The organism is Pseudotabrizicola algicola (genome assembly GCF_010915705.1).
GTDB lineage: Bacteria > Pseudomonadota > Alphaproteobacteria > Rhodobacterales > Rhodobacteraceae > Pseudotabrizicola > Pseudotabrizicola algicola.
The window spans coordinates 93,460-117,949 of the sequence record NZ_JAAIKE010000007.1; the positions used below are offsets into that span (position 1 = coordinate 93,460).

The window sequence follows — 24,490 nt, forward strand, 5'->3', positions numbered from 1 at the left end:
GCTCTTATCAGCGGCGAACGTCCGCTATCGTGATATAGCCCAGATCCGGGCTTATCCATTGTCGGGATTTGCGTATTTTTTGATCGCCCGTGATCCAGTAGTCATTGGTGAACGACTCCCCCGGTGCACTGCACGTCTCGATCATATGAGTCGCCTGATAGGTTATCTCAACAACTTCAACGGCTTTTGCTCCGGCATTTTGCAGCGTGCAGGCAAAACGGGTCTGTTCGGGGTTGTCCTCGCCATTCAACAAGACGTGAACGCGGCCGTATGACCCCCCGCTGCGCGTCACGTTCGGACCGCTGGCAGCCATCAGATCGGCCCCGAATCCACGTGTTGCAACAATCACACCATTGCGGAGCGAAATTGTAATGTCATCCACCGTGGACCACGTCTCGACACCGCGATTGTTTTCAATCTCGGCAATCAGCGCTTCTTGCCCGGTGGAATCCACTGTCAGCAGCATCACAGGTGTGACCACTTCGGCGAGGCGGGCGCGTGTCATGCGCTCGATCCCGGCATCAGCGGGGCTGAGCGTGCCAATGGCAGACGTGGCGAAGGAGCGGACGATATCCGCGGTGCCGATAGAGTCACTGTCAGACCCGCAAGCCACAAGCGTGGTGCAGGCGAGAAGGCCAAGAACAAGGGTCGTTTTCATTTCCAGAACCGCCCCCATTGCTCGGTCAGACCATCTGCCCGGTATCCTCTGACAGTGTCGTAAAGCCGCCCATCCACATCCAGCCTCTGCCCACCATCACGGCCGAAGGGACGAACCGTCGCCTCCTGGGTCTTGGTGCTGGGCCGCCCCAACAAAGAGGCAATCGGCACCTCGAGGGTGATTCCCTTGTCAAACGACCCGCTGCCGAACTGCTCGGCAGAAACGTTGGTCTTGGTCACAAAGGCACCGACACGCCAGCCGTTGTCGAACTCGCGCTTGAGCGAGAGCGTCGCCCCCACATCACCCGCAAGGTAGCGGCCCACATCAACCTGAACGTGGAAGTCGTTGTCGAACTTGTAATAACCAGAGACATGCCCCGTCACGACGCGATAGCTGCTGCGCGCTCCGCAGGCCCCCGTGGTGAAACTGGGGGTGCATCCGTCGGTCTGGAACATATCGAGCGGCAGGGAGAAGCCGAAGCGTTGGTCAGGAGAACGCTGTGCGGTGTAATTGACCTCTGCCCCGATTGCCCAGCGACGGTTTGTGGGCATCCACAGCATTTCCGTGGAAATGCCCCCATACATCCGTTCCAGATAACCCAGAGAGACACGGCCATAAAGCTCGGGTGACAGCTTCTGGTAGTAGGTCAGCGCGAAGGATTCCAGCGCAGGGTCGCCATCCCTATCATAGAAGTAACTCGCGGACCGGACCGGATGAAGGCCATTGCGATCAGGCAGCGGGGGCCGGTCATCAAGGTTACTGAACAGGTATTTGGCGACCGCGCCCGACAGAACCAGCCCGGGCGTCACTTCGTAACGACCGCTAAGCTCCAACCCGGCGCCGACCTTGAACGGTGCGTTCTGATCAAACACACGCACGCGGGCGGTGGGAGCCAAGGACCATGAAAGCTTTGGATAGGCTTCCGGATCGCGATAGCCATCGTTCAGCATGGCGGGGGCCGACAGGATTTGCGAGCGGGCAAGGATCTTTTCGCTCGCCTCGATATCAAACTCCAATGCCTCGAGGTCAGACCGGCGCAGCACGACTTGCGACACAGGCATGCCACCGACCATCGGCACGATGACAAACTGCTCGACAGCGGCGGGCATGACCCGCGTCATCGCGCGGGCAGTGCGGCCAACGGCCTGTGCCTCGGCATCCGATGTCAGGTTACGGATGCGAACCTGTGCCGTCGTTCCGTCAAACCGGATCGATTCGACCTGCACACCATCATTGGCGAGCCGACGCGACAGCCGGCCGCGCAGTTCATTCTCGCTTTCGGAATCACCCAGCCAGCTCGTCGACCAGGCCTCGGGGTCGGCACCGCGTGAGGGGCGAGTCTTGACTGCATCGGGCGCAGAGGTGACGATACCGCCGCCCGGGCGCCGTTTCGGATTCAGAATGAAATGGGCAGCAATGCCGACTTCGCTGCCGTGCATGTAATAGGCACCCAGACGGAGCGCGTCACTCCGCTGATATTCAATTCCGAAGTTGAACGGGCTGCGCCTGTCAAAGGTCCCGCGTCGTGCGGCCTCTTCTTCGTAGGCATCAGAGGAGTATTCGGCCTTGGCGGTCCACTGGTCATTGACCTGCCATTCGACCCCGGCAAAGGGCGCGGCCGGGCCACGGAACCACTGGCCCGTGTTGAAATTGCCCCCGCGCCCGATCACAAGTGGCGGACGTTCTCCCAGCGGGCTGCCGATAGGTTTGTAGCTGCCCAGACGGCCCCAACCGAGCCCGGCAGAAACCTTGACATTCGGGACAACGTGCTTGGTTGCGACGACATATTCGCCCGCGATCACACCTGTTCCGACGAAGTCCTGCAAACCGACTGCTATGGCGGGCAAGAACCTTCCTTCGTCGGTGATCTGGTAGCGCAGATCAAAGGAGCGGTCGTAATAGACATCAAACTGGTTGGCACCCGCGCAATTCGGGGGACAAAACTGTTTGTTCCAGTCCCGGATTCCCAGAAAGCGGAAACTGCCTGACAGGCGCGGAGTGATCTGAAAGCTGAGGGTGGTCCGGCTGATGGGGCCAAAATGGCTGGTCGAAACAGAGAGAATCCCATCGGGCTGCGATTCCGCCGACGGCATGTCGATCAGGCCCGTGGCCCCGTAAAGGTTGAGCGTGGGCCGCGATTCCGCCTGAGCGAGCGCCGTTCCGAGCGCACCTGCCGAGACGAGCGCGAGGACTGCCGTTGATATCTTGGGCCTGAGCATCGAAGGCGGTCCCTTATTCTTGCGTTTTATCTAGCATACGAGAGGAGCCGTTCAGCACAATGGGCCAAATTCAGTTTGGCGCTGCACTGATGCCAAGCTGCCCAGTCACGACCGGACCTGCTCCCTGTGAGCGATCACCCTGTCATGTGATCCGAAGCCTTCGACATAGGCTTCGAGCACTCTGCGCGCGGCATTTGCGTTTCCGACAGCGACAGCGTTGCGCAATTCGCGCAAGGCAGACGACATTTCCATGCTGGTCAGCCCGCGCTCTTGCACACGCAGGATCTTTTCGTGCGGTGTCGTCAGCATACCCGGTTGGATCAGCAGTTCTTCATGCAGTTTTTCACCGGGCCGCAGACCGATAACCGAGACCTCGATCTGGCCATCCGGATTTTCCGCCGATTTCACAGTATAGCCGGCAGCTTTGATCATACGCTCGGCCAGATCGCGGATGCGGATGGGTTGGCCCATGTCGAGCACGAAAAGATCACCTTCATGCGGCCCGCGTGACATCGAAAGTCCGCCAGCGATGAGCACAAGCGAAGCCGCTTCGGAAATGGTCATGAAATACCGAGTGACATCTTCATGGGTAAGCGTCACCGGACCGCCCATCTTGATCTGCTCGCGGAAGAGCGGAACCACCGAGCCGGAACTGCCCAGGACATTCCCGAAACGCACGATGGAAAAATCGGTGGTCGTGGACCGCCGCGCCATGTCCTGCACGACAAACTCGGCCATGCGCTTCGATGCGCCCATGACATTCGTCGGCCTTACGGCCTTGTCTGTCGAGATCAGGATGAAACGTTTCACCCCTTCTTCCAAGGCCGCCTCGGCCAATGTGCGGGTTCCCAAAACGTTATTGACCAGACCCGCAATCGGATTTGCCTCGACCAGCGGCACATGCTTGTAGGCCGCCGCGTGGAGGATCACATCGACCTTATATTCGGACAGGACGGCCCTGACCTGCCGCGATTCCGTCACCGTGCCCAAGACCGGAACGAAACTGATCCCCTCGGCGTCAACGCGGCCCGCCATTTCACGCTCGATCGTGTACAGCGCGATCTCGCTCACCTCGAACAGCACGATCCGCGCGGGCCGATAGCGAATCAACTGGCGACACAGTTCCGAGCCGACAGATCCGCCGGCTCCGCTGACAAGAACGGTCTTGCCACCATAGGCATCGCTGGCTTCGGGGCGCAGATCGTTCACCGGATCGCGGCCGAGATAGACGCCGGGGGAAACGGGGGCCAAGGTATCAAGAATGACCTCGGTGCCGACCAGTTGCGCAAACGAAGGCAGGGCGTGCACATCAAGCCCGCGCGAGACAAGATCGCGCGCAATCGCAGCCTGTCGCGCGGCAGAAGCCGACGGCATCGCAAGCAATACTCGCTCTACGTCGTATCGCGCGACGATCCGCTCCAACTGGTTGGCAGGATAGACTTTCAGCCCCATCAGCGTCATGCCCTGGACTGCTGCGCTGTCATCCACAAAGGCAACGACATGGATGCTTTCATGAGACCGAAGAGCAGAGGCAAGCATCGTCCCGGTATTGCCTGCGCCATAGATCAGCACATTGCGCCGCACTTGGCCTTGCCGCAGGACAGACAACAACAGGCTGAGCAGGGCAAAGCGGCTAAGAACCATAGAGATTACAAAGATAAGCAAGAACAAGGGCGTGCCGGCCGCAGGCAGGGAAAATCCCGCGTAAAGCTTGGCAAGCCACAGGCCCAGTGCGGCAAAAAGTGCCAGAAGTCCCGTCTTGATCGCGCCTACCGCCTCATAGGCCTTGAGCTTGATCAGAGGAATCCCGAGCAGGGGAGAACCAATAGCCGAAAACACGGTCACTGCCACAAAGCCGAGCGTAGCCTGACCGATCATCTGGGCGGCTATCGCAGGGTGAAACAGGAGGTAATAGCTGGCGAGAAGGGATAGCGGCGCGAGCACGACATCGACGGCAAGAAAGATCGCCTGCTTCTGCAATCGGGAAAGACGCCCGACAAACCACAAAAGGAACTTTGAACTGCGCTTGGTCAAACCTGGCTACCCCGGAAACTCAACAGGAAGATCGCAGAAGATTGCCGGAACAAACTTTAGTCGAATGACTGTTTGATAGTCGCTTCGCGCTTGTCAATCAAGCAACACGCTGCTTTGATCTCGGCTTTCGCCGGCTGACGCCCTGCACGGTGGCAAGCATTAGCACAATATCCATGCAAAGGTTTCGCCGCCTTGTATAAATGGCGTCAAGCTGCGCTTTTCGCGGGATGCAGCGGCGGACATAGACATCGTCTGTCTGTTCCGGCGTGCTGCAGGCGCGCAGCAGCTTTTCCTCCCTCGCGTAAAAGTGAAGCGTGGCAAGGCCCGTCACTCCGGGTCGCGACTGGAGAACCTTTTCATACAGCTCTGGAAAACGCTCTACATACATACGCAGCGGGGGTCTTGGGCCGACAAAGCTCATATCGCCCTTCAGCACGTTCCAAAGCTGCGGAATCTCATCCGCGCGGTACTTGCGCAACCAGCGGCCCATCGGGGTGACCCGATCTGCCTTGTCTCCCCCTGAAACACCGGAATCCTTGTTGACAACCCGCATCGTTCGCAGCTTCCACAGATGAAAGGGGCGCCCCGGCGCGCGCATACGTTCCGAGACATAAAAGACCGGACGACCCTCTCGCAAAAGGAGATAAATCAACAAGGCCAGGAACGGCACGGCAAGGATCGCCGCAAGGAAGAGGGCAGCCACGATGTCAAAGAGACGCTTTGCCGGGGTCATGGGTGTGCCCTTTGCGGGCGCTGCAAAATCGCGCGCATGTCTGGATGCCTTAGCCGTCACCTTCAAGCCGTGTCCGCATTTCTCGCAGCACCGGAACCAAGGTTCTGACCCGGTCGACGCCCATGGCTTGCACAACGTCTGCGATCAGTGGTGCAACGGCATGTACCGCCGCATCCCGCGCGGAACGGCCCGAAGGGCTGATGGCGACAAGCTTGCGCCGCGCGTCATCCCAATCGGGGCGGATGTGCACATGCCCCGCCCATTCGAGCTTTGCCAGCGTGTTTGTCATCGCGCCGCGCGTCACATGAAAAGATCGGGCAAGTTGCGCGGGGGTGCGTTCGTCATTCAGACGAGCCAGATGGTTGAGCACGCCGAAATGCGAAAGCTCCATGCCCTTAGGCAGTGCCTTTGATATGCGGTTGCGCGCCAATTGGTCGGCCATGAACAGCTCGCTGAACAGCGCGACCGCGATTTCTTCGACGCGCTCTTTATCGCTCATGGCCCCGTAAACTCCCGATCATGGGTCAGCGACGGCACCCTTCCCCGAGCCAAAGCAACCTGGGCAAAGTCCAGATCGGCAAAGACAACGCCCGGATCGGTTCCGCCATCTGCCAGAACCTCACCCCAAGGGGCGACGACAAGGGAGTGCCCATGCGTGCGCCTGCCTTTGCCCAGAGCCTCTGGGTGAAAGCCGGTTTGGGCCGGAGCAAGCACGAAACACCCCGTCTCTATGGCGCGGGCACGCAGCAGAACCTCCCAATGCGCGGCTCCCGTGATGTGATTGAACGCGGCGGGAACCGTCAGGATGGTCGCCCCAGCTTTTGCAAGCGCGCGGTGCAAATAGGGAAAACGCACATCATAGCAGACGGTCAGGCCCAGTTTCCCGAAAGGCGTATCTGCCAGAACCGCTTGTCCCCCCGGACGGTAACCGGCGGATTCACGGTAAGCTTCGGTCTCGGAGACCGTGACATCAAACATGTGGATCTTGTCATATCGGCTGACGACTTGCCCATCCGGCCCGATCAGGAAGGATCGGTTGGCAAAGCGGCCATCCGGGTCGTTGGTCTTGAGCCCGAGCGAGCCGATCAGCAGCCAGACACCCAGCGCCTGCGCCTCTGTGCGCAGCGCGGCCAGCGTCGGGTCTGCTTCCTCATGGTGAAGCACTGCATTCTGATGCTCGCGCTGCGAGGAAAGCAGGTTGGTGCATTCCGGCGTCAACACAAAGCTCGCGCCACCCGCCGCAGCCTCACGCACGAGGGCAAGCGTTTGCGGCAGATTGGCCGCCGGGTCATCACTGACCGTCAGTTGCACCAAGCCGACGCGCATCAGTCGGCCAACAGCGCATCTAGCGCCCCGTCATACTCCAGTGCATGCAGATCATCGGACCCGCCAACATGCCGCTCGCCAACGAAGATCTGAGGAACTGTCCGCGAGCCATTCGCCCGCTGCGTCATTGCCATGCGCAAAGCGGGGTGTTGGCTGACGTCGATCTCGGTGAAGGTCACGCCTTTCTTGGTCAGCAACCGCTTGGCGGCCAGACAATAGGGGCAATAGGGCGTGGTGTAGATTTCAACGGGTTTCATCGGGCGTCCTGCGCAGGCATCTGTTGCGCGGACTATACGGATTTAGCCCTCCTTCGCAACGCGGCAGAGCACCAGAACAGAGATGTCCACAGCCCCGGCGGCAAGACAGGCCTCTGCCGCCGCTGCCAAGGTGGCGCCGGACGTCATCACATCATCGACAAGCAGCACATGCCTGCCAGTAAGCACCCCGCTGCGCCGCGGATGCACACGAATGCTGTCGGCAAGATTTGCAAAACGCCCGTCGCGATCTTTCCCCTCTTGGCTTTGGGTGTTGCGCCTGCGCTGCAGCAAATCCGGGCAATGGGCCAGACCTGCAAGCCGCGCCACCTGATCCGATAAGGCGGCAGATTGGTTGTATCGCCGTCGCAGCAACCGCAACCAGTGCAAGGGCACGGGCGCCACCAACATATCGGGGAGCAGGATCGGCCTTACCGCCTTGAGCAGCCACCCCCCCGCAGGACGTGCCAAGTCCAACCGGTCTGCGTGCTTCAACTGCAGCACCAGATCCCGTGCCCTATCCCGATATAGCATCGCGGCCCGTCCACGCGACCAAGGCCGGGCGATGCTCAGGCAATCATCGCAAAAAACAGCATGACCCGGATCTTGTCCCGGCAAGGGCGTGCCGCATTTGTCGCAGACAAGACCGGTGATAAACGGAGTTGCGCGCCAACACTCTGCACACAGCCCGAAATCGCTGGAAACCATCGCCCCGCAAGCCACGCATTGCGGTGGATAGACCAAGTGCAGCAGCGCCGCTTGCATTCCAACCCTCATCGCACCATGTTCCGCGCCATGCAGACACCACCCCTCCTGACCGACCGCCCCGCCTTGTTGCGAAACCGCGACCGCGCGACCGAATTTTTTCTGCACGAGGAAGTGCGCGCCGAGGTTCAGGAAAGGCTCATCGAGGTTAACAGAACGTTTACGGCGCCTGGGATTGTGACGGGATTTCCGGGCTTCTGGGCAGATCTCGGGCCTACGGTGGCAGATGACGATCTGCTTTCGCTGACGCCCGCCGCGCATGATCTGATTATCCATGCGCTTTGCCTGCATTGGGCGAACGACCCTGTGGGGCAACTTGTGCAATGCCGCCACGCCTTGCAACCCGATGGCCTGTTCATCGCCTTTCTGTTTGGCGGAGAAACCTTGCACGAATTGCGCAGCTGCCTTGCCGCAGCCGAGGTTGAGGTTTCGGGAGGGCTTTCTCCGCGCGTTTTGCCGATGGGTGAGATACGCGAACTTGGCGGGCTGTTGCAGCGGGCCGGTTTTGCGCTGCCAGTGGCCGACAGCTTCCGGAAAACCGTGCGCTATCGGGATGCGTGGCACCTGATGCATGATCTGCGACTGATGGGAGAGGGCAACGCGCTTGCCGGCCGACTGCGCCACCCGACTCGCAGGGCCGTCTTTGCCCGTGCGGCAGAGCTGTATCAAACCGAGTATTCCGACCCCGAGGGACGTATCCCTGCGACCTTTGAAGTGATTTGCCTGACGGGCTGGGCACCATCCGACAGCCAGCCGAAACCTCTCAGACCCGGATCTGCTGCTCAAAGATTGGCCGATGCGCTGAATACGGCCGAAATGCCGCTGCCGCCAGACCTTCGCAAAGGTTGACCCCGGCGCATAAGCCTATATCTCCCGCTTAACTTCAGATCATCCAAGGACCTCCGCAATGCTCGATGCCAAGCACGGATTGACCCATGCCCCACAGGTTTCTGTCATTGCGCCGGGTCAGGGCAGGCTGTCCCATGCTCCTGCCGACCACCCCCCGGTGCGCAAGGCCAAGATCGGCGTTCTGGTGGCCAATCTCGGCACGCCCGACAATTATGATTACTGGTCAATGCGCCGGTATCTCAACGAATTCCTGTCTGACAAACGGGTGATCGATTATTCAAGCTGGCTGTGGCAGCCCCTGCTGCAACTGGTGATCCTGACAAAGCGGCCCTTCTCGTCGGGTGCAAATTACAAGCTGATCTGGGATCACGAGCGCAACGAAAGCCCGCTGCTGACAATCACCAAGGAACAGACCCGCAAGATCGCGGAAGGCATTGCCGCGCAATATGGCGATGGCATCATGGTCGATTTCTGCATGCGCTATGGCAACCCGTCGACGGAATCCAAGGTCCGCGCGATGGTAGAGGCAGGGTGCGAAAAGATCCTGTTTTTCCCGCTGTATCCCCATTACGCCGGTGCAACCTCTGCCACCGCGAACGATCAGTTTTTCCGGGCGCTTATGAAAGAAAAGCGGCAGCCTTCAGTGCGCACGGTGCCAGAGTATTTTGACCACCCGCTTTATATCGATGCGCTCGCGCAGTCGGTTGAGCGGGTCTATGCGACACTGGACACCAAGCCGGATGTGCTGGTCGCCAGCTATCATGGCATGCCTAAACGCTATTTGATGGAAGGTGATCCCTACCACTGCCAATGCGCCAAGACGACCCGTCTGATGCGCGAGAGACTGGGCTGGGAAAAAGGCACGATCGACACGACCTTTCAGTCAGTCTTTGGCCCTGAAGAATGGCTGCGCCCCTACACCGTCGAGCATGTCGCGGAACTGGCAAAGCAGGGCAAAAAGAACATCGCCGTGATTGCGCCCGCCTTTTCATCCGACTGCATCGAAACGCTTGAGGAAATCAACGGTGAAATCCGTGAAGCGTTCGAGCACGCGGGCGGCGAGACATTCACCTACATTCCCTGCCTGAACGAGGACGACTCGCACATCAAGGCGCTTTTGGCGGTCATTTCGGACAATCTGGCGGGCTGGCTGCGCTAAGGGCGGCCAGATCGACCCCCGAAGCACACGGCGGACATAGAAAAAGGCGGTGGGAAACCCACCGCCTTTTCCTAAAGTGATCAGAAAATCACTTCGAAGCAGCAGCTGCAATGATGAGCAGGAGCAGCAGCGGAACAACGATGCCGCCAGCCGACGACGACGTTTGGGTAGCAACGACGGTCGGCTCCATCACCGGTTCCATCATGCCACCAGCGTTAGCGGTGGAAGCAGCAACCGTCAGAGCGGCAGCGAGCGCAAGTTTCTTCATAGTAACCTCCAGTTATCGCATACCGCCGTATGTTGCAGAGGCGACGGCATGCACCCAAGACTGTACCTCGTATCGACTTCATAACCAGCTTGCCGAGCGATTTGCAATCTGGCTTGTTGAAGCTAGGCTCGCTTCAACGCCATTTCGTCAAATTAGCAACACCTGTGTTCCAACTTTCGTCAAGGCAAACAGTTCCGAGATGTGCTCATTATAAAGCCCGACACATCCGTTCGACGACCGGCGCCCGATCTTGCGTGTGTCATGGGTGCCATGAATGCGATAATAGGTCCACGACAGATAAAGCGCATGCGAGCCCAACGGGTTATCCGGGCTGCCACCCGGCACCACGTCCGGCCATTCAGGATTGCGTTGCTTCATCGACGGGGTCGGACGCCATGTGGGGGCGACCACCTTTTGCACCACCTCGGTCTTGCCGCGGCGGGTCAGATCCTCTGTAAGCGGCACAGAGGTGGGGTAAAGCCGATAGGTCTGCTCGTCTTCTGACCAGAAGTGCAGCGCGCGCGAGGTCAGATCGACCAGGATCGCCCCGTTGCGCGTGTTGCTGAAATAGTCTTGCCACCGCAGCATCCTGAAGCTGGACACGTTGTTGCGCACACTACCCGCGGCCACCGAGCTGATAAATTCAGTCGAGCCATCCATCGCAAAGGCAGGTGTCAACCCGGCACCCAGACCAGCAGCAGCCGTTCCGATAAAGGTGCGGCGATTCAGTTTGATCCGATCTTCGACACTCATCCGAGGTCTCCTGAGGTTGATTGATGCCGCGCTGCATACCCGCATCAGCCATGTCCCGCAAATCAAACCGTTGTCAGACGCTACGGTCACGCAGAGTTGGGTTTGAAATAGCGCAGCATTTTCGATACACAGCGCCGAAACATAGTGCCTGCGGGCCGGAATGATCGGAATTCAAGATGAACAGACGCGTGGTCCTGACCCTTGGTGCGGTTGGTCTGCTTTCTGCATGTGCTCAACAAGCGGCTCCGGTGCCGGTCGATGCCAGCGGGCAGCCGCTGCCGCAGGTTTACCGGATTGCGGCCGGATCAGAGAATGAAATCTCGTTCCGCTTGCTTGATTCGGTGAACTCGCTGCGCCGGGCGCAGAATGCGCAGCCACTGGCGTTCAACGCATCTTTGAACGCCGCTGCGGCAACCCACGCGCGCGACATGGCGGTTCAGAACCGTCCCTGGCATTTCGGGTCTGACGGCTCTTCTCCGCTGACGCGGGTGCAGCGTGTGGGTTACACCGGGTCGCTCAAGGGCGAATTGATCTCGGAAACCTTCGAGACAGAGCTTGTCACGCTGGCGGCATGGATGCGGCAACCCGAAACCCGCGCAGTCATTCTCGATCCGTCAGCCCGCGATATCGGATTTGCCTGGTTTCAGGAGCCGAGCGGCAAGATCTGGTGGTGCCTGGTGACAGGGGGCTGACCAAACAGGTCAGCCCATGAGGGTCAAAGCTAGGGCAAGATGTGGATGGGCGTGCCATTCTTGACCATGGCGTAAATCCGCTCCATCTCCTTGTCGGTCACCGCGATGCAGCCCGCCGTCCAGTCGCGGCGGGAAACCTTTTTCTTGGGTCCGCCATGAATGAAGATATCGCCGCCAGGGCTCTTGCCCAGATTCCTTGCGTATTCGCGGTCTGCCTGATTGGGATAGGATATCCCGATCGAGAGATGGAATTCTGAATTCGGATTGCGACGGTCAATGATATAGGTGCCTTCCGGCGTGCGCCCGTCGCCTTCGAACTGCTTGTGACCCACAGGGTTGAAGCCAAGCGCGATATCATAGGTTTTCAGCACCCGTTCATGGTGCAGCAAATACATCTTGCGTGCACCCTTGTGAACCTGAACCGAGGTCACCTCGGGGCCGTTATAGGTCTTGAACTTGCTTTGGTTGCCGCAAGCGGCCAAGCCAAGAGCCACCACCAAGAGCGCCAGAATTCGAAAAAACCGCATATGCCTGCCCTGTATTTTTTTGCCCGCATAGCGAATTTTGATAGGCCTGCCTAGCGGCTTTGGGCGCTCACTTGCTCACGGCTGTGTCATCGCTTTTGGCGAGGCGCGCCTCGATGGCGGCCAAACGGCTCAGGACCTCATCACGGTAGGCGTCGGTCTTGAGATTGTCCTCGGCCGAATGGGCATCCTGCATCGAGTTGACAATCAGACCGACCAGCAGGTTTACCACCGCGAATGTCGTGACCATGATGAACGGGACAAAGAACATCCATGCATAGGGGAAAGCCTCCATTACGGGGCGGACGATGCCCATCGACCAGCTTTCCAGCGTCATGATCTGGAACAGCGTATAGGCCGAGTTGCCCAGATCGCCGAACCATTCGGGGAACGCAGCGCCGAACAGTTTGGTCGCCATGACAGCACCAATGTAGAAGATGATCGCCATCAGCAAAAACACTGATCCCATTCCGGGCAGCGCTGTGATGAAGCCTTCCACCACGCGCCGCAAACGGGGCGCAACGGACACCACGCGCAGCACGCGCAAAATCCGGAGCGCACGCAGCACCGACAGCCCCTGTCCCGCGGGAACAAGGGCGACGCCGACGATGACAAAATCGAAGATGTTCCAGCCCGACCGGAAATAGCGCAGCCCGTGAGCGTAGAGCTTGGCCACGATCTCGGCGACGAAGATCGCCAGACAAATCCTGTCGAGCATCAGGATCAACGGTCCGATGCGCGACATGACGGTTGTCGATGTCTCGAGCCCGAGGATGACCGCGTTGAACAGGATGACGCCAATGATGGCATTCCTGACTACGGGGCTTTCCAGCCAGTCACCAACCGCGGCGCGCGTCATTTTTATCTCCTGATCCGAATGTCACAGGAGGTATGCTACCGAAAGAAGCGCCCGACAAGTTCCACATGCGCCGACCAGCGAAATTGATCGACAACCTGTATCCAGTCCAGCCGATAGCCGGCATGACAGAGTAGCCGCGCATCCCGCGCGAAGGTCACCGGATTGCACGACACCATCGCAATCACCGGCACCGCCGACTTGGCCAGAGCGCGCACCTGTGCCTCGGCACCGGCGCGGGGCGGGTCGATGACAACGCCGGTCACCGACTTGAACTCGTCGGGCTCCAGCGGGCGGCGGAACAGGTCCCGCGCTTCGGCACGGATCGGCCTGAGCCCTTCGGTCTGGCGCGCCGCCTTGTTGAGGGCGGCCACCATCGCCGGATCACCTTCCACCGCGTGAACCTCGGCCATTTCGGCAAGGGGAATGGCAAAAGTGCCGATCCCGGCGAACAGATCGACGATCTTCTTTTGCGGGCCGAGCGCTTGCCGAACCGTGTCTAACAAGGCCAATTCGCCATCTTCGGTCGCTTGCAGGAACGCCCCGGCAGGTGGCGCGACGCGCGCCTTGCCAATCGTTTGCAGCGGTGTCGCGCGCAGGGCCACAGTCTCAGCGTCCCATGTCAGGCGTGCAAAACCATGTGTTTCGACAACCCGCGCCAGTGCCAGACGGAGGTTGGCATCCAAGGGCTTGCCACCCGTCACAACAACATCTGGCCCCCCCACCGCACGGGTTACCATCAAGGCGATTTCTTGGGTGCGCGATCCGCCAAGACGGACCAGATCCTCAAGCCCCGGCAGCGTGGCCATCAGATCGGGATGCAGCAACTGGCAGTTCGGAATCTGCACAAGAGCATCAGAGCCACGCGTGTGAAAGCCGATCATGGACCCGCCCTTGGTGCGCCGCGCCGCAAAAGTTGCCCGCCGCCGCGAACGGGGTGGTGACGTAAGGATCGGCCGGAATGGCGCGTCAAGTCCCTGCCCCGCCAAAGCGCCCAAAACACTGGCAGTCTTCCACTCTGCGACCAGGGCATCGTTGGCGTGCTGCATCAGGCAGCCGCCGCATGTGCGGGCATGGCTGCACGGCGGCTTTACGCGCGCAGCGCTTGGCGTGACGATCTTGGCACGCACCAGCCGGTCGCCTTCAGGATCGCCCTCCACCACTTCACCGGGCAGGGTTCCGGCAACAAAGATCGGCCCCGCTTCCCCTTGTGCGATCCCGTCGCCAAGATGGCCAAGCCGGTCAATGGTAACAATCACTCTGCCGCTTCCTTTTCATCCGACCCGATAAATCCGCCCGATTGACGATTCCAATAGCGGGCATAAAGGCCGTTTTGCGCCAAAAGCGCATCATGCGTGCCTTCTTCGACTATGCGGCCCTCGTCAAGCACCACAATGCGATCCATCGCGGCAATCGTAGACAGGCGATGCGCGATCGCCAGCACGGTCTTGCCTTCCATCACGCGGTCCAGCGCGCTTTGGATGTTTGCCTCGACCTCTGAATCGAGCGCAGATGTCGCCTCATCCAGCACAAGGATCGGCGCATCCTTCACAAAGGCGCGGGCAAGGGCGATCCTCTGCCGTTGCCCGCCCGAAAGCTTGACACCCCGTTCACCCAGAAACGCGTCATACCCCTTGCGACCCGTGTGATCGACCATCTGACTGATGAAGCCATCCGCTTCGGCAGCACACGCCGAGGCGATAATCTCATCCTCCGTCGCATCGGGACGGCCATAGGCGATATTGTCTCGGGCCGAGCGGTTGAACATCGCTGTTTCTTGCGTGACCATCCCGATCTGGCGGCGCAGGCTTTCCTGTGTGACGTGGCGCACATCGCGGCCATCAACCAGAACGGCGCCTTTTTCGCAATCATAGAGCCTGAGAAGCAGAGCCACCAAAGTCGATTTGCCCGCACCGCTGGCCCCCACGATCCCCAGCTTTTCGCCCGCACGGATCGTCAGGTTCAAGTTTTCCACCCCACCGCGACGCCGGCCATAGGCAAAACTGGCACCGGAGAAAGTAATTTCACCTCGCACAGAAGGCAGTTCCACTGCATCGGGCGCATCCGCCAACTGGTGCGGCGCCGACAGTGTTTTCATCCCGTCCTCCACCTCGCCGACCGAAGTATAGATCGACATCAGCGTGAAGCTGACCCAGCCTGACATCTGGGCGATCCGCATCGAAATCGCACCTGCTGCGGCAATCGCCCCGGCCGTGGCCTGCCCCTGCTGCCACAACACAACCGTTCCCCCGATGAGAAGCACCGGGAGGACGCCCGCGATGGTCATCAGGGACAGGCGGAACCATGTCGAGATCACCCCGAATTCGAGACTGCGTGCGCGGAAAACGTCCATTGCCTTGAGCGCAACGCGATCTTCGAACGCGGCATGGGCGAAAAGCTTTACTGTTTTGATGTTTGTGATCGTATCCACAACCTGGCCCGAAACCATCGCCCGGCTTGAGGCGCGGGCCGCAGAGTTTTCACGCACCCGAGGCATGAAAAACCGGATAAGCGCCAGATAGGCCACCAGCCAGACCGCCAAAGCCAAGGCAATGCGCGCATCGATGGCCAGCAAGAACACGACCGACCCGATCACCGAGGCAAGGGCAAAGCAGACGGTGTTGATGACCTCGGTCGCAACATCGGTCACCGCTCGCGCTGCCTGCATCTGCTTTTGTGCGATGCGCCCTGCGAAATCATTGTCGAAGAAGGTGACCGCCTGCCCGAGTGTCCAGCGGTGCAGGCGAGACAGCACAAGCGGCATGACGTTCGGCCCCACAACAATGCTGTTGGACGCCGCAGCCGCCCCGAACGCCAAGGGGCGCAAGACGAGGTAGAACAGTATAAACATCGATATGAGCAAAAGATGCTCGCTGAAAAACTGTGTCGGCCCCGCGCTGAGGGCTGCATCGATCACCCAGCCCAGAATGATCGCAGAGACGACTTCGGTCGCACCGGCTAGCGACGAAAAGACGCCCGCAAGCCCCAACATCGGCCAAGAGCCCTTGAGGCACCATTTCATGAAGGGCCACAACTGTTGCGGCGGTTGCCCGTCTGCCGGACGGAAGGCGTCGATCAATCCGCCGAGGCGCCGCAATCCACTCATGCTGTTTCCTCTAGGCCGATAAAGCCGCCCGACTGCCGCGCCCAGAACCGGGCATAGAGGCCATTCAACGCCAAAAGCTCGGCATGTGTTCCCTGTTCGGCGATATGGCCATCTTCCAGCACCACGATCCTGTCCATCGCAGCGATGGTCGACAGGCGGTGCGCGATGGCAATCACGGTTTTGCCCTGCATGACGCCGAACAACGCATCCTGAATCGCAGCCTCGGCCTCACTGTCCAATGCGCTTGTCGCCTCGTCCAGAATCAGGATCGGCGCATCTTTCAGGATCACTCGGGCCAATGCGACACGTTGCCTTTGCCCGCCCGAAAGCTTGACGCCGCGCTCACCCACATGTGCGTCATACCCGCGTCTGCCTTCAGGGTCTTCCAGCATCTGGATGAACTCATGCGCATCTGCCCGTTTGGCGGCAGCAATCATTTCGGCCTCGGACGCATCAGGGCGGCCATAGAGAATGTTATCGCGCACTGAACGGTGCATCAGGCTACTGTCTTGCTGCACCATCCCGATCACCCGCCGCACAGAGTCTTGAGTGACCTGCGAGATATCCTGACCGTCGATGCGAATGCACCCCGCCTCGGCGTCATAGAAACGCAGCAGCAGTTTCACCAGCGTCGACTTGCCCGCACCAGAGCGTCCGACAACGCCGATCCGTTCCCCCGGACTCACGCTCAGCGACAGGTTCTGTAATCCGCCAGACCCCCGCCCGTAATGATGGCTGACCCCCTCCAGATCAATCTGTCCGGCCTTCAGCACCAAGGGTGGGGCTGCCGGTTTGTCCACAAGCTGAATTGGCTGGGTGATCGTCTCCATCCCCTCGGCAACAACGCCAAGCGCCTGAACCAGAGAGGTGAAAGCCCACATGATCCAATAGGTCATGTTGTTCAGCCGCAAAACAAGCGCCGTTGCCGCCGCCACCGTGCCGACAGTCGCCTGCCCCTGATACCAAAGGATCAGCGCCCAGCCGGTAATCCCGACGATCAGACCGCCGTTCAGAACGGTCAGCGCAAGGTCCATCTTGGTAACAATCCGCATTTCCTTTGCAAAGGTTGTGCGGGCGGTCTCGATCGCCTCTTTGGCATAGCGCATTTCCATATCGTGATGCGCAAACAGCTTGACCGAATGGATGTTGGTATAGGCGTCGACCACGCGCCCCGTCACGGCAGAGCGCGCATCAGAACTTGCCTTCGCAGCAGGCCCCGCGCGCCGGACGGTCCAGCGCACCAGCAGCGCATAAAGCACGAACCAGACGACCAGCGGCAGCAAAAGGCGCACATCCGCTCCGGCCAGCATGATACCCGCCCCGACAACGGTGACGCTGGCGAAGGCAACGGCGTCAAATGTCTGGAAGACCGCATCACCTGCCGCCGGCGGGGTCTGCATGATCCGGTTGGCGATACGCCCCGCAAAATCGCTCTCGAACCAGCCTACGGGCTGCCGGATCACATGGCTATGCGCCCTCCAGCGGATCATGGTGCCAAAATTCGGCAAGATGGTGTTGTGCAGCAAGGCTACATTTGCAACCAGCAGAATGGGACGCAAAATCAGAATGGCCGCGGCAACGAGCAAAATCTCGGTGCCGTAATCGGCCCAGACAGCTTGCGGCCCGTTGGTCGACAAGAGATCAACCAAGCGGCCGACATACCAGATCATCGCCACGTCCGCGAAGGCAGACACCACCGACAACGTGGCAGTGATAGCGAAAACGCCCCGAAAGGGGTGAATGTATTGCTTCAGAAACGGCCAAAGCTTGCGCGGCGGTGTATCCGTCTGCTCGTAAGGACCATAAGGGTCCACGAGCCGTTCGAAATAGGAGAACACTGGAAAGGCCTCTTGCGGATTATCCAGAGCATATAGCCCCGATAATGCCCAAGTAAAACCGTCTAGTCCAAAAGCTCGGCGCGCGTGAGCACCAGATTGCTGTCAAGCCAGCGCTTTCGGGCGGACTGGAGGGCTGCCCCCAACGCCGCCCCCTGATAACGGGTCATAAGATCCGCCGCGCGCAGGGGGAACTCGGCCCTGCTACCTCGCACCACTTCCGCCCGCCAATTCGGGTGCAAAGGCTGCTCCATCATCGCAGCCCGCGCCAGAACGGCGTCGGCGCCAAGCTCGCCGCCCAAAACAAAACCAAGCGCTGCCGGCGCTGCGATACCACCGAGTGCATCTCTAAGCTTGCCCAAATCGGCAATCTCGCGACGTGACAGCCGCAGATTCATGCCCGGGTCCTGCCCTCCAAGGACGGCAAGCCGCCGCAGCCAACGAGGGGGCGCTCCGGCCTCGAGGTGAACCAAGGGAGCAAGCGCGCGCGTATCTGACCCGGGCAACACCTCCGCGAGCACACCCGATGCGGCCATCGAACAGACCGCGGGGGCAGGATCGATGGCTTGAAGCAGTTTGCGCATTTCGGCGCCGACCCGCTCGCGCGATAATGTCTCTATTCCAGCGGAATGCGCGGCGCAGGCCGCCAAACCTTCGGCATCGATGCCTGCAACAGGATCTCCATAATGGGCCGAAAAGCGGAAGAAGCGCAGGATACGCAGATAATCTTCCGTGATGCGTGCATCCGCCTCCCCCACGAAACGCACCTTTCGCGAAAGCAGATCTGGCAAACCGCCCAAAGGATCGATCACGGTGCCGTGGCGATCGGCATAAAGCGCGTTGATCGTGAAGTCCCGTCTGGCTGCATCTTCGGCTACAGTGGTCGAAAAGGCGACAACGGCATGACGGCCATCCGTCTCTACATCGCGGCGAAAGGTTGTGACTTCATGCGCCAGATCGCCAGCGATCACGGTGACGGTGCCATGCGCGATCCCAGTCGGCACAACTCGGAAACCCGCATTTTTTGCGAGAATAGACACTGTTTCCGGCAAAGCATCGGTTGCGATGTCGATATCGTTGACCGCCTGCCCCATAAGCGCGTTCCGCACGCAACCACCGACAAAAAGCGCCTGATGACCACCGTCTTCGAGCGCGCGGCAAAGGGCCTGTGTGCCATCGTGCTCAAGCCAAGGCCCCGCGACCTTCACAGCGCTGCCCTCTCAGCCAAGCCGCGCATGATGCGGGCGGTCGCACCCCAGATGTAATAGGGGCCATAGGGTGCTGCAAAATAATGTCGCCACTGGCCCATCCACTGACGCCGTTCGATGGAGTAGCGGCCCGGATCAAGCAGATGGGCCAGTGGGACGGAAAATACCTCTTCCACCTCGCCCGCTTCGGGCCTCGGGTCAAAATCGTCTCTGATAAGGCCCAAAACAGGTGTCACCATGAAGCCGGTCACCGTTTCATGCGCGGCAAGCGTGCCCAATACCTCGACCAGATGGGAAGGAAGCGCGATTTCTTCCTGCGCCTCTCGCAGTGCTGCGGCTTTCACATCCGCATCTCCGGGTTCCAGCTTGCCGCCTGGAAGCGATATCTGGCCGGGATGATGCTTCAGATGCGATGCCCTTTTGGTCAACAACACCCGCGCGCCCTTTGGGTGCAGCCAGACCGGAACCAGAACGCCCGCCGGACGCAAGGTGCGGCCGACGGGCATCGGAAGTCCGGGGTTCAGGTCAAAATCAGATGACTCGCCTGCAGGACGCTGTATGGCGCGCCGCAGACGGGCTTCTTCATCCATTGTTACCCTCAAATCCCAAGGTCGTCGGGTCCATTTCGTAATGCGCTCCACAGAACTGGCAATCTGCCGTCACCAGCCCCTCCGGCGTCGTCATTTTCTGTATGTCTTTCTGAGAATAGATCGACATGGTGTTTCGCACTTTTTCTTCGGAACACGAACAACCAAAGCGCAGGGGCTGCGCCTCAAACACCCGCGGGCCTTCTTCGTGGAACAATCGCACCAGCAGTTCCGAAGGGGTGACCTGCGGCCCGATCAGTTCCATTTCTTCCACAGTGTCGAGCAACACATTGACGCGTGTCCAGCTTTCGCCTTCCTCACCCCCCAGAATATCGCTGTGGTTAAGCAGGCCGCCCTCTCCGGAACCGGCTTCGGCCGCCACGCTCATTCCGGCTTTCGGCATATGCTGCAACATTACCCCGCCACCGCGCCAATGCGCGGGGCGTCCCGGCTCCGCGCTTTGGCCGAAGGTCAGCGAGAACCGGGTCGGAAGTTGTTCCGACTGCGCGAAATAGGTTTCCGCGCAGGCGGAAAGCGAACCGCCCGCAATTGGCGTAAAGCCCTGATACGGCAACATGCCTTCGCCCTGATCGAGCATCACAGCGAAGTATCCGGTGCCGATCTGGCTGAACGGGTCTGCATTATGGTCAAGCCGGTCCGCATCATAGCTTGCATAGGCCCGAATCCGGGCAGGCTCGCCATCATCGGTCGGGCCGTAGTAATCGGTTGCGATCAGCCGCGCCGGACCGTTGCCGCGAATCTGCAGGCTCAACTTCCAGCGCAGCTTCACGCTTTGCCCGATCAGCGCGGTCAGAAGCGCCGCTTCGGCAACAAGCGCTTCGATCAGCGGCGGATAGCTGTGTTGCGACAGAACCTGTTCCAGAACGCCATCCAGCCGCACCACACGGCCGCGGATGTCGGACTGGTCAAGTTGAAAGGGCAGGACGGTATCATCCCAGGCGATCTGCGAACCAATGGTCATGGGGTTTCCTTAGCGAGCCAATCTTGGCATACCGCGCCTATATAGGCAGGGCAACCGTGCGACCAAGGGGGCAATTTCATGCGACGCTATGGCGAAGCCGTCAAACCCGGCCAGATTTACCGCCCCAGACCGGGGGTCTATGCGGTGTTGTTGCGCGGCGACCGTGTGCTTACGACACATCAGGCCGAACCGCTTCCGGAATACCAGTTGCCCGGCGGAGGGATTGACCCGGGCGAAAACCCGATTCCGGCCCTGCATCGAGAAGTGTTTGAAGAAACGGGGTGGAAGTTAGCCGTGATACGGCGTCTGGGCGCTTATCGCCGGTTCACATATATGCCCGAATACGACAAATGGGCCGAAAAGATCTGCACCATTTTCCTCGCCCGGCCAATCCTGCGCCTTGGCCCGCCGATAGAGCAAGGGCATCAGGCAATCTGGATGTCGGCAGAAGAAGCGAAGGAAAAGATCACCAACGTGGGTGATCGCGCCTTCCTTGCACATGCGCTGCATGGTCACCCACGGTAATCAAACAGCAAGCCAGAGACATCATCGGGAAACTCCTCCGAACCCATATGCGCCGCGAGATCCCAGATCAGCGCATCGAGGAGTTGGGCCGAAGCCATGGCTCGGTTCTTGCGGATCATGGCCTCGAGCCCATCTTCGCCAAGCTCTTGCCCGGTCGGCGAGGGACATTCTGTCAAACCATCAGACAGCAGAAACAGACGGTCACCGGGGTAAAGCTGCGCTGTCACCCGTTCATGCACGGCTTCGCCAAGCAGACCGATGGGCAATCCCCCGTTGCCCAGCCGATCAATCGTGCCGTCGGCGCGCAGGATCAACGGATACGGATGGCCCGCCTGTACGAGCGCGACGGACCCGCTGCCCAGATCGACTTGCGCATAGGCCATCGTGAAATACTGATCGACCTGCAAATCCTCAAGCATGGTGCGGTTGAAACGGGCAGCGACCTGTTCGGGCGGCAAGGCATCAAATCCGCCATCCGCGCGCCGTTGAAACGCGATGTTCTGATCCGGCGCGGCGGCGGAAAGGTATCCGGCAAGACGCGCCGTCATCATCGCCGACGCGACACCGTGCCCCGACACGTCAACCGAATAAAGGGCGACATGTGAAGCATTCAGCTCAAAAAATCCGGCAAGATCGCCGCCGACATGGCCTGACGTTCGCAGAAAAAGGGTCGCCGCACCGCGGCCCCAATCCCTGAAACGCTCTCGCACAAGGGTTTGCTGAAGTTTTCGCGCTTCAATCAGGTCGCGATGAACGGTGTCATGGGCACGCTGAAGTTCAGTGAGCGTGGCCCCCAGCAGACGGTTTTTTTGCACAAGTTCCTTGTGCATGCCGACAATTCTTTCGCCCGCCCGCAGCCGGGCGCGCAGCTCGTCAGCCGAAACCGGCTTGGTCAGAAAATCATCGGCCCCGGCCTCCAGTCCTTTGGCGATCTCGGTCTTTTCCGATTTGGAGGTCAGAAGGATGAAATAGGCATAGCCCTCCTGCCCAAGGCCGCGAAACGCCGCGCATAACTCAAGCCCTGACATTCCATCCATCATCCAGTCAGACAGGATGATATCATATTGCCTGGACTGGCAGGCCAGCAGGGCAGCTTCGCCCGACGCGGCTTCGTCCACAACATAGCCCCAGCGGGAAAGTGACATGGTCAGCATCATGCGTTGTGCCTTGCTGTCATCCACCACAAGCACCCGCAGCGGATTTTGCGGATCGGGCGAATGCGCCGAGGTATCAGGTTTGGCAAATTCCATCAGGGTCATCAGGGCAAGGTCCATGTTTGGCAACACAGCCTCACCCTTCGGGCGTTAAGCATCGGTGAAAGCTAAAAATTTCATCTATCGCCCCAAGACTGCCCGGTTTTGCTAAGCCGGCCTTAACCAAAATCGCCAAAAATGGGGTCACGGTTGATGGGCATTTACAAATAGTTCTGTGGTTGCGGCATGATAGACTGGACGCGGGTGAAAGATCTCAGATCGGAAATCGGGGTGGAAGACTTCGGTGAAATCGTCACCGTTTTCTTGCAGGAGGCAGATGAAGTCGTCTCGCGGCTGATTACCCTGACCGATGCGCGGTCCATCGAAAATGATCTGCATTTTCTCAAGGGCAGCGCGCTTAATCTGGGCTTTGCCGATCTTGCCCTGATTTGTCAGAGTGGAGAAAGACGGGCCGCCTCTGGCTTTACCGATGTTTGCACGCAGGCTGTGGTTGACAGCTATCAGCGGTCGCGCAGTGCCTTTCTGGGCGGTATCGAAGCCATTTTCGCCTAGATCAGAAACTCGGACAAAATGCCGTCATTGGTAATGTCACGATACGGGAACGCCGCCTGATCCAGCCGTGCAAAAAGGCGCGTAAAGTTCTCTGGCGCTTTGGTTTCTATCCCGATCAGCACCGAGCCGAAATTGCGCGCCGATTTCTTCAGATATTCAAATCGGGCAATGTCATCCTCGGGGCCGAGCATTTCAAGAAATTCGCGCAATGCGCCGGGTCTTTGCGGCATGCGCAGGATGAAATACTTCTTCAGGCCGGCAAAGCGTTGCGCCCGCTCCTTCACCTCGGGCAAGCGCTCGAAATCGAAGTTCCCGCCAGATGTGACGCACACCACCGTCTTGCCGCGGATAAGTTCTGCCAGATACGGCAAAACATCTACGGACAAGGCTCCGGCCGGTTCCAGAACGATCCCTTCGACGTTCAGCATATCGAGCATGGTGATGCAGATTCGATCTTCGGGCGCCAGCAACACCTGCTCTGGCTCGATCCAGTCCAGCAGGGCAAAGGTCTTGTCGCCAAGGCGCGCAACGGCTGCCCCATCAACAAAGCTGTTTACCTCGGTCAGGGCATGTGGCGCGCCCGCATGCAGCGCGGCGGTAAGTGATGCGCCGCCCAAAGGTTCGACGAAGCGATAATCCACATCCGGCGCGGCCAGGCGCAGAAACCGCGTCACCCCCGCCGATAATCCACCCCCGCCCACCGGCAAGATGACCAGATCGGGCGCGCTGCCCAGCTGGTCCAGAATCTCCACCCCAACCGAAGACTGACCGAGGATGACATCGTCATCATCAAAGGGTGACAGAAAATATGCGCCCTTTTCGGTGCAAAACGCCTTTGCCGCCGCAAGAGTCTGGTCAAAATAGTCGCCCGTCAGAACGATCTGAACATGCCCGTCCCCGAACATGCGGGTTTTGTCGATCTTCTGCTGCGGTGTGGTCACCGGCATGAAGATCGTTCCCTGCACCCCAAAATGGCGGCAGGCATAGGCAACGCCCTGCGCATGGTTGCCGGCACTGGCGCAGGCAAAAAATTCTTGGCCTGGCTGAGCCTCACGCACCTTGCGCATCGCTGTGAAGGCACCCCGCAACTTGTAGGAGCGGACCGGCGAGAGATCTTCGCGCTTCAGCCAGATGTCTGCGCCGAACCGTTGCGACAGGTGGTCGTTGCGCTGCAATGGCGTCGGATCAAAAAGATCGCGCAGGGCATCGGTGGCAAGGCGGGCATGTTTCACGAAATCACTCATGCCCTTGGATGCCGCAGCCGCCCCCTTTTGGCAAGTGCCGCGCCTTACAGCAGGCGTCTACACCATCTCTAAAAGCAGGTTGAGGTCAAAAGGATTGGCGCCAGTGTGAGCAGACTGGCGACCAACCCGATCCATGCCCCATAGGAG

General features: G+C 59.7%; 25 protein-coding genes. 5 read left to right on the top strand and 20 right to left on the bottom strand.

Annotation, left to right across the window (positions count from 1 at the left end; all coding sequences use genetic code 11):
* Positions 1-7: 7 nt before the first annotated feature.
* The 8 genes from G3572_RS17685 to G3572_RS17720 all read right to left on the bottom strand — a co-directional run bounded on the left by G3572_RS17685 (position 8) and on the right by G3572_RS17720 (position 8,001).
* On the bottom strand, positions 8-658 hold the full coding sequence (locus tag G3572_RS17685) for a YjbF family lipoprotein (protein WP_164614384.1): 651 nt from the start codon (positions 656-658) through the stop codon (positions 8-10).
* Positions 655-2,877 (bottom strand): YjbH domain-containing protein, encoded by a 2,223-nt coding sequence (locus tag G3572_RS17690; RefSeq protein ID WP_164614385.1) that lies wholly within the window; start codon positions 2,875-2,877, stop codon positions 655-657. Before G3572_RS17690 ends, G3572_RS17685 begins: the two co-directional genes overlap by 4 nt.
* A gap of 105 nt (positions 2,878-2,982) precedes the next feature.
* Positions 2,983-4,911, bottom strand: coding sequence for a polysaccharide biosynthesis protein (locus G3572_RS17695; RefSeq protein WP_240335615.1), 1,929 nt, complete (start codon positions 4,909-4,911; stop codon positions 2,983-2,985).
* 97 nt (positions 4,912-5,008) lie between these two features.
* Entirely contained in the window at positions 5,009-5,644 is a 636-nt protein-coding gene (locus G3572_RS17700; RefSeq protein ID WP_164614387.1) for a sugar transferase, read from the bottom strand.
* Positions 5,645-5,693: 49 nt separating this feature from the next.
* Complete coding sequence (locus G3572_RS17705; protein WP_164614389.1) at positions 5,694-6,143, bottom strand: MarR family winged helix-turn-helix transcriptional regulator; 450 nt, start codon at positions 6,141-6,143, stop codon at positions 5,694-5,696.
* Positions 6,140-6,970: a carbon-nitrogen hydrolase family protein gene (locus G3572_RS17710; protein WP_164614391.1), complete on the bottom strand. Its 831-nt coding sequence runs from the start codon at positions 6,968-6,970 to the stop codon at positions 6,140-6,142. The genes G3572_RS17705 and G3572_RS17710 overlap by 4 nt, the downstream gene beginning before the upstream one ends.
* Positions 6,970-7,227 carry a glutaredoxin 3 gene (gene grxC / locus G3572_RS17715; RefSeq protein WP_164614393.1) on the bottom strand — a complete coding sequence of 86 codons (258 nt, stop codon included), beginning with the start codon at positions 7,225-7,227 and terminating at the stop codon, positions 6,970-6,972. Before grxC ends, G3572_RS17710 begins: the two co-directional genes overlap by 1 nt.
* Before the next feature lie 42 nt (positions 7,228-7,269).
* Entirely contained in the window at positions 7,270-8,001 is a 732-nt protein-coding gene (locus tag G3572_RS17720; RefSeq protein ID WP_164614395.1) for a double zinc ribbon domain-containing protein, read from the bottom strand.
* 207 nt (positions 8,002-8,208) lie between these two features.
* On the opposite strand from G3572_RS17720, the gene G3572_RS17725 reads away from it, so the two are divergent.
* Positions 8,209-8,838 (top strand): methyltransferase domain-containing protein, encoded by a 630-nt coding sequence (locus G3572_RS17725; protein ID WP_354004064.1) that lies wholly within the window; start codon positions 8,209-8,211, stop codon positions 8,836-8,838.
* Between the two features lie 58 nt (positions 8,839-8,896).
* Positions 8,897-9,997 carry a ferrochelatase gene (gene hemH, locus G3572_RS17730; RefSeq protein WP_164614399.1) on the top strand — a complete coding sequence of 367 codons (1,101 nt, stop codon included), beginning with the start codon at positions 8,897-8,899 and terminating at the stop codon, positions 9,995-9,997.
* 88 nt (positions 9,998-10,085) lie between these two features.
* Here the strand turns inward: hemH and G3572_RS17735 are convergent, their stop codons facing one another.
* A complete protein-coding gene (locus G3572_RS17735; protein ID WP_164614401.1) occupies positions 10,086-10,265 on the bottom strand; it encodes a hypothetical protein in 180 nt (59 codons plus the stop codon).
* Between the two features lie 147 nt (positions 10,266-10,412).
* On the bottom strand, positions 10,413-11,018 hold the full coding sequence (locus G3572_RS17740) for a L,D-transpeptidase (protein ID WP_164614403.1): 606 nt from the start codon (positions 11,016-11,018) through the stop codon (positions 10,413-10,415).
* A gap of 176 nt (positions 11,019-11,194) precedes the next feature.
* Between G3572_RS17740 and dalA the strand changes: the two genes are divergently transcribed.
* Complete coding sequence (gene dalA / locus G3572_RS17745; RefSeq protein WP_164614404.1) at positions 11,195-11,710, top strand: divisome-associated lipoprotein DalA; 516 nt, start codon at positions 11,195-11,197, stop codon at positions 11,708-11,710.
* A 29-nt stretch (positions 11,711-11,739) separates the two neighbouring features.
* Here dalA and G3572_RS17750 read toward each other — a convergent pair whose 3' ends face one another.
* From G3572_RS17750 to hslO, 8 genes are all read right to left on the bottom strand, one after another.
* Positions 11,740-12,237, bottom strand: coding sequence for a L,D-transpeptidase family protein (locus G3572_RS17750; RefSeq protein WP_164614406.1), 498 nt, complete (start codon positions 12,235-12,237; stop codon positions 11,740-11,742).
* Positions 12,238-12,304: 67 nt separating this feature from the next.
* Complete coding sequence (locus G3572_RS17755; protein ID WP_164614408.1) at positions 12,305-13,093, bottom strand: ion transporter; 789 nt, start codon at positions 13,091-13,093, stop codon at positions 12,305-12,307.
* A 35-nt stretch (positions 13,094-13,128) separates the two neighbouring features.
* Positions 13,129-14,349 carry a class I SAM-dependent RNA methyltransferase gene (locus G3572_RS17760; RefSeq protein WP_164614410.1) on the bottom strand — a complete coding sequence of 407 codons (1,221 nt, stop codon included), beginning with the start codon at positions 14,347-14,349 and terminating at the stop codon, positions 13,129-13,131.
* Entirely contained in the window at positions 14,346-16,196 is a 1,851-nt protein-coding gene (locus G3572_RS17765) for an ABC transporter ATP-binding protein (protein ID WP_164614412.1), read from the bottom strand. Before G3572_RS17765 ends, G3572_RS17760 begins: the two co-directional genes overlap by 4 nt.
* Positions 16,193-18,034: an ABC transporter ATP-binding protein gene (locus G3572_RS17770; RefSeq protein WP_164614414.1), complete on the bottom strand. Its 1,842-nt coding sequence runs from the start codon at positions 18,032-18,034 to the stop codon at positions 16,193-16,195. The genes G3572_RS17765 and G3572_RS17770 overlap by 4 nt, the downstream gene beginning before the upstream one ends.
* Before the next feature lie 62 nt (positions 18,035-18,096).
* Positions 18,097-19,239, bottom strand: coding sequence for a CCA tRNA nucleotidyltransferase (locus G3572_RS17775; RefSeq protein ID WP_164614416.1), 1,143 nt, complete (start codon positions 19,237-19,239; stop codon positions 18,097-18,099).
* Positions 19,236-19,829 carry a CoA pyrophosphatase gene (locus tag G3572_RS17780; RefSeq protein ID WP_164614418.1) on the bottom strand — a complete coding sequence of 198 codons (594 nt, stop codon included), beginning with the start codon at positions 19,827-19,829 and terminating at the stop codon, positions 19,236-19,238. The genes G3572_RS17775 and G3572_RS17780 overlap by 4 nt, the downstream gene beginning before the upstream one ends.
* Complete coding sequence (gene hslO / locus G3572_RS17785; protein ID WP_164614420.1) at positions 19,822-20,808, bottom strand: Hsp33 family molecular chaperone HslO; 987 nt, start codon at positions 20,806-20,808, stop codon at positions 19,822-19,824. The genes G3572_RS17780 and hslO overlap by 8 nt, the downstream gene beginning before the upstream one ends.
* A gap of 78 nt (positions 20,809-20,886) precedes the next feature.
* Here hslO and G3572_RS17790 point away from each other — a divergent pair, with 78 nt between their 5' ends.
* A complete protein-coding gene (locus tag G3572_RS17790; RefSeq protein ID WP_164614422.1) occupies positions 20,887-21,333 on the top strand; it encodes an NUDIX hydrolase in 447 nt (148 codons plus the stop codon).
* Here G3572_RS17790 and G3572_RS17795 read toward each other — a convergent pair.
* Positions 21,321-22,583, bottom strand: coding sequence for a PP2C family protein-serine/threonine phosphatase (locus tag G3572_RS17795; protein ID WP_164614541.1), 1,263 nt, complete (start codon positions 22,581-22,583; stop codon positions 21,321-21,323). The genes G3572_RS17790 and G3572_RS17795 overlap by 13 nt on opposite strands.
* A gap of 207 nt (positions 22,584-22,790) precedes the next feature.
* Here G3572_RS17795 and G3572_RS17800 point away from each other — a divergent pair, with 207 nt between their 5' ends.
* Complete coding sequence (locus tag G3572_RS17800; protein WP_354004065.1) at positions 22,791-23,099, top strand: Hpt domain-containing protein; 309 nt, start codon at positions 22,791-22,793, stop codon at positions 23,097-23,099.
* On the opposite strand, the gene ilvA is transcribed toward G3572_RS17800, so the two are convergent.
* Positions 23,096-24,343, bottom strand: coding sequence for a threonine ammonia-lyase IlvA (gene ilvA / locus G3572_RS17805; protein WP_164614426.1), 1,248 nt, complete (start codon positions 24,341-24,343; stop codon positions 23,096-23,098). The genes G3572_RS17800 and ilvA overlap by 4 nt on opposite strands.
* Positions 24,344-24,490 lie beyond the last annotated feature (147 nt).

What these genes read in the sequence shown, in the direction of transcription:
- G3572_RS17765 (WP_164614412.1), bottom strand. Translation starts at nt 16,196, where the DNA reads ATGAGTGGATTGCGGCGCCTCGGCGGATTGATCGACGCCTTCCGTCCG.
- G3572_RS17690 (WP_164614385.1), bottom strand. Translation starts at nt 2,877, where the DNA reads ATGCTCAGGCCCAAGATATCAACGGCAGTCCTCGCGCTCGTCTCGGCA.
- grxC (WP_164614393.1), bottom strand. Translation starts at nt 7,227, where the DNA reads ATGAAACCCGTTGAAATCTACACCACGCCCTATTGCCCCTATTGTCTG.
- G3572_RS17705 (WP_164614389.1), bottom strand. Translation starts at nt 6,143, where the DNA reads ATGAGCGATAAAGAGCGCGTCGAAGAAATCGCGGTCGCGCTGTTCAGC.
- G3572_RS17720 (WP_164614395.1), bottom strand. Translation starts at nt 8,001, where the DNA reads ATGAGGGTTGGAATGCAAGCGGCGCTGCTGCACTTGGTCTATCCACCG.
- G3572_RS17790 (WP_164614422.1), top strand. Translation starts at nt 20,887, where the DNA reads ATGCGACGCTATGGCGAAGCCGTCAAACCCGGCCAGATTTACCGCCCC.
- G3572_RS17795 (WP_164614541.1), bottom strand. Translation starts at nt 22,583, where the DNA reads ATGGAATTTGCCAAACCTGATACCTCGGCGCATTCGCCCGATCCGCAA.
- dalA (WP_164614404.1), top strand. Translation starts at nt 11,195, where the DNA reads ATGAACAGACGCGTGGTCCTGACCCTTGGTGCGGTTGGTCTGCTTTCT.
- G3572_RS17750 (WP_164614406.1), bottom strand. Translation starts at nt 12,237, where the DNA reads ATGCGGTTTTTTCGAATTCTGGCGCTCTTGGTGGTGGCTCTTGGCTTG.
- hemH (WP_164614399.1), top strand. Translation starts at nt 8,897, where the DNA reads ATGCTCGATGCCAAGCACGGATTGACCCATGCCCCACAGGTTTCTGTC.
- G3572_RS17780 (WP_164614418.1), bottom strand. Translation starts at nt 19,829, where the DNA reads ATGGATGAAGAAGCCCGTCTGCGGCGCGCCATACAGCGTCCTGCAGGC.
- G3572_RS17710 (WP_164614391.1), bottom strand. Translation starts at nt 6,970, where the DNA reads ATGCGCGTCGGCTTGGTGCAACTGACGGTCAGTGATGACCCGGCGGCC.
- ilvA (WP_164614426.1), bottom strand. Translation starts at nt 24,343, where the DNA reads ATGAGTGATTTCGTGAAACATGCCCGCCTTGCCACCGATGCCCTGCGC.
- hslO (WP_164614420.1), bottom strand. Translation starts at nt 20,808, where the DNA reads ATGACCATTGGTTCGCAGATCGCCTGGGATGATACCGTCCTGCCCTTT.
- G3572_RS17755 (WP_164614408.1), bottom strand. Translation starts at nt 13,093, where the DNA reads ATGACGCGCGCCGCGGTTGGTGACTGGCTGGAAAGCCCCGTAGTCAGG.
- G3572_RS17700 (WP_164614387.1), bottom strand. Translation starts at nt 5,644, where the DNA reads ATGACCCCGGCAAAGCGTCTCTTTGACATCGTGGCTGCCCTCTTCCTT.
- G3572_RS17740 (WP_164614403.1), bottom strand. Translation starts at nt 11,018, where the DNA reads ATGAGTGTCGAAGATCGGATCAAACTGAATCGCCGCACCTTTATCGGA.
- G3572_RS17735 (WP_164614401.1), bottom strand. Translation starts at nt 10,265, where the DNA reads ATGAAGAAACTTGCGCTCGCTGCCGCTCTGACGGTTGCTGCTTCCACC.
- G3572_RS17685 (WP_164614384.1), bottom strand. Translation starts at nt 658, where the DNA reads ATGAAAACGACCCTTGTTCTTGGCCTTCTCGCCTGCACCACGCTTGTG.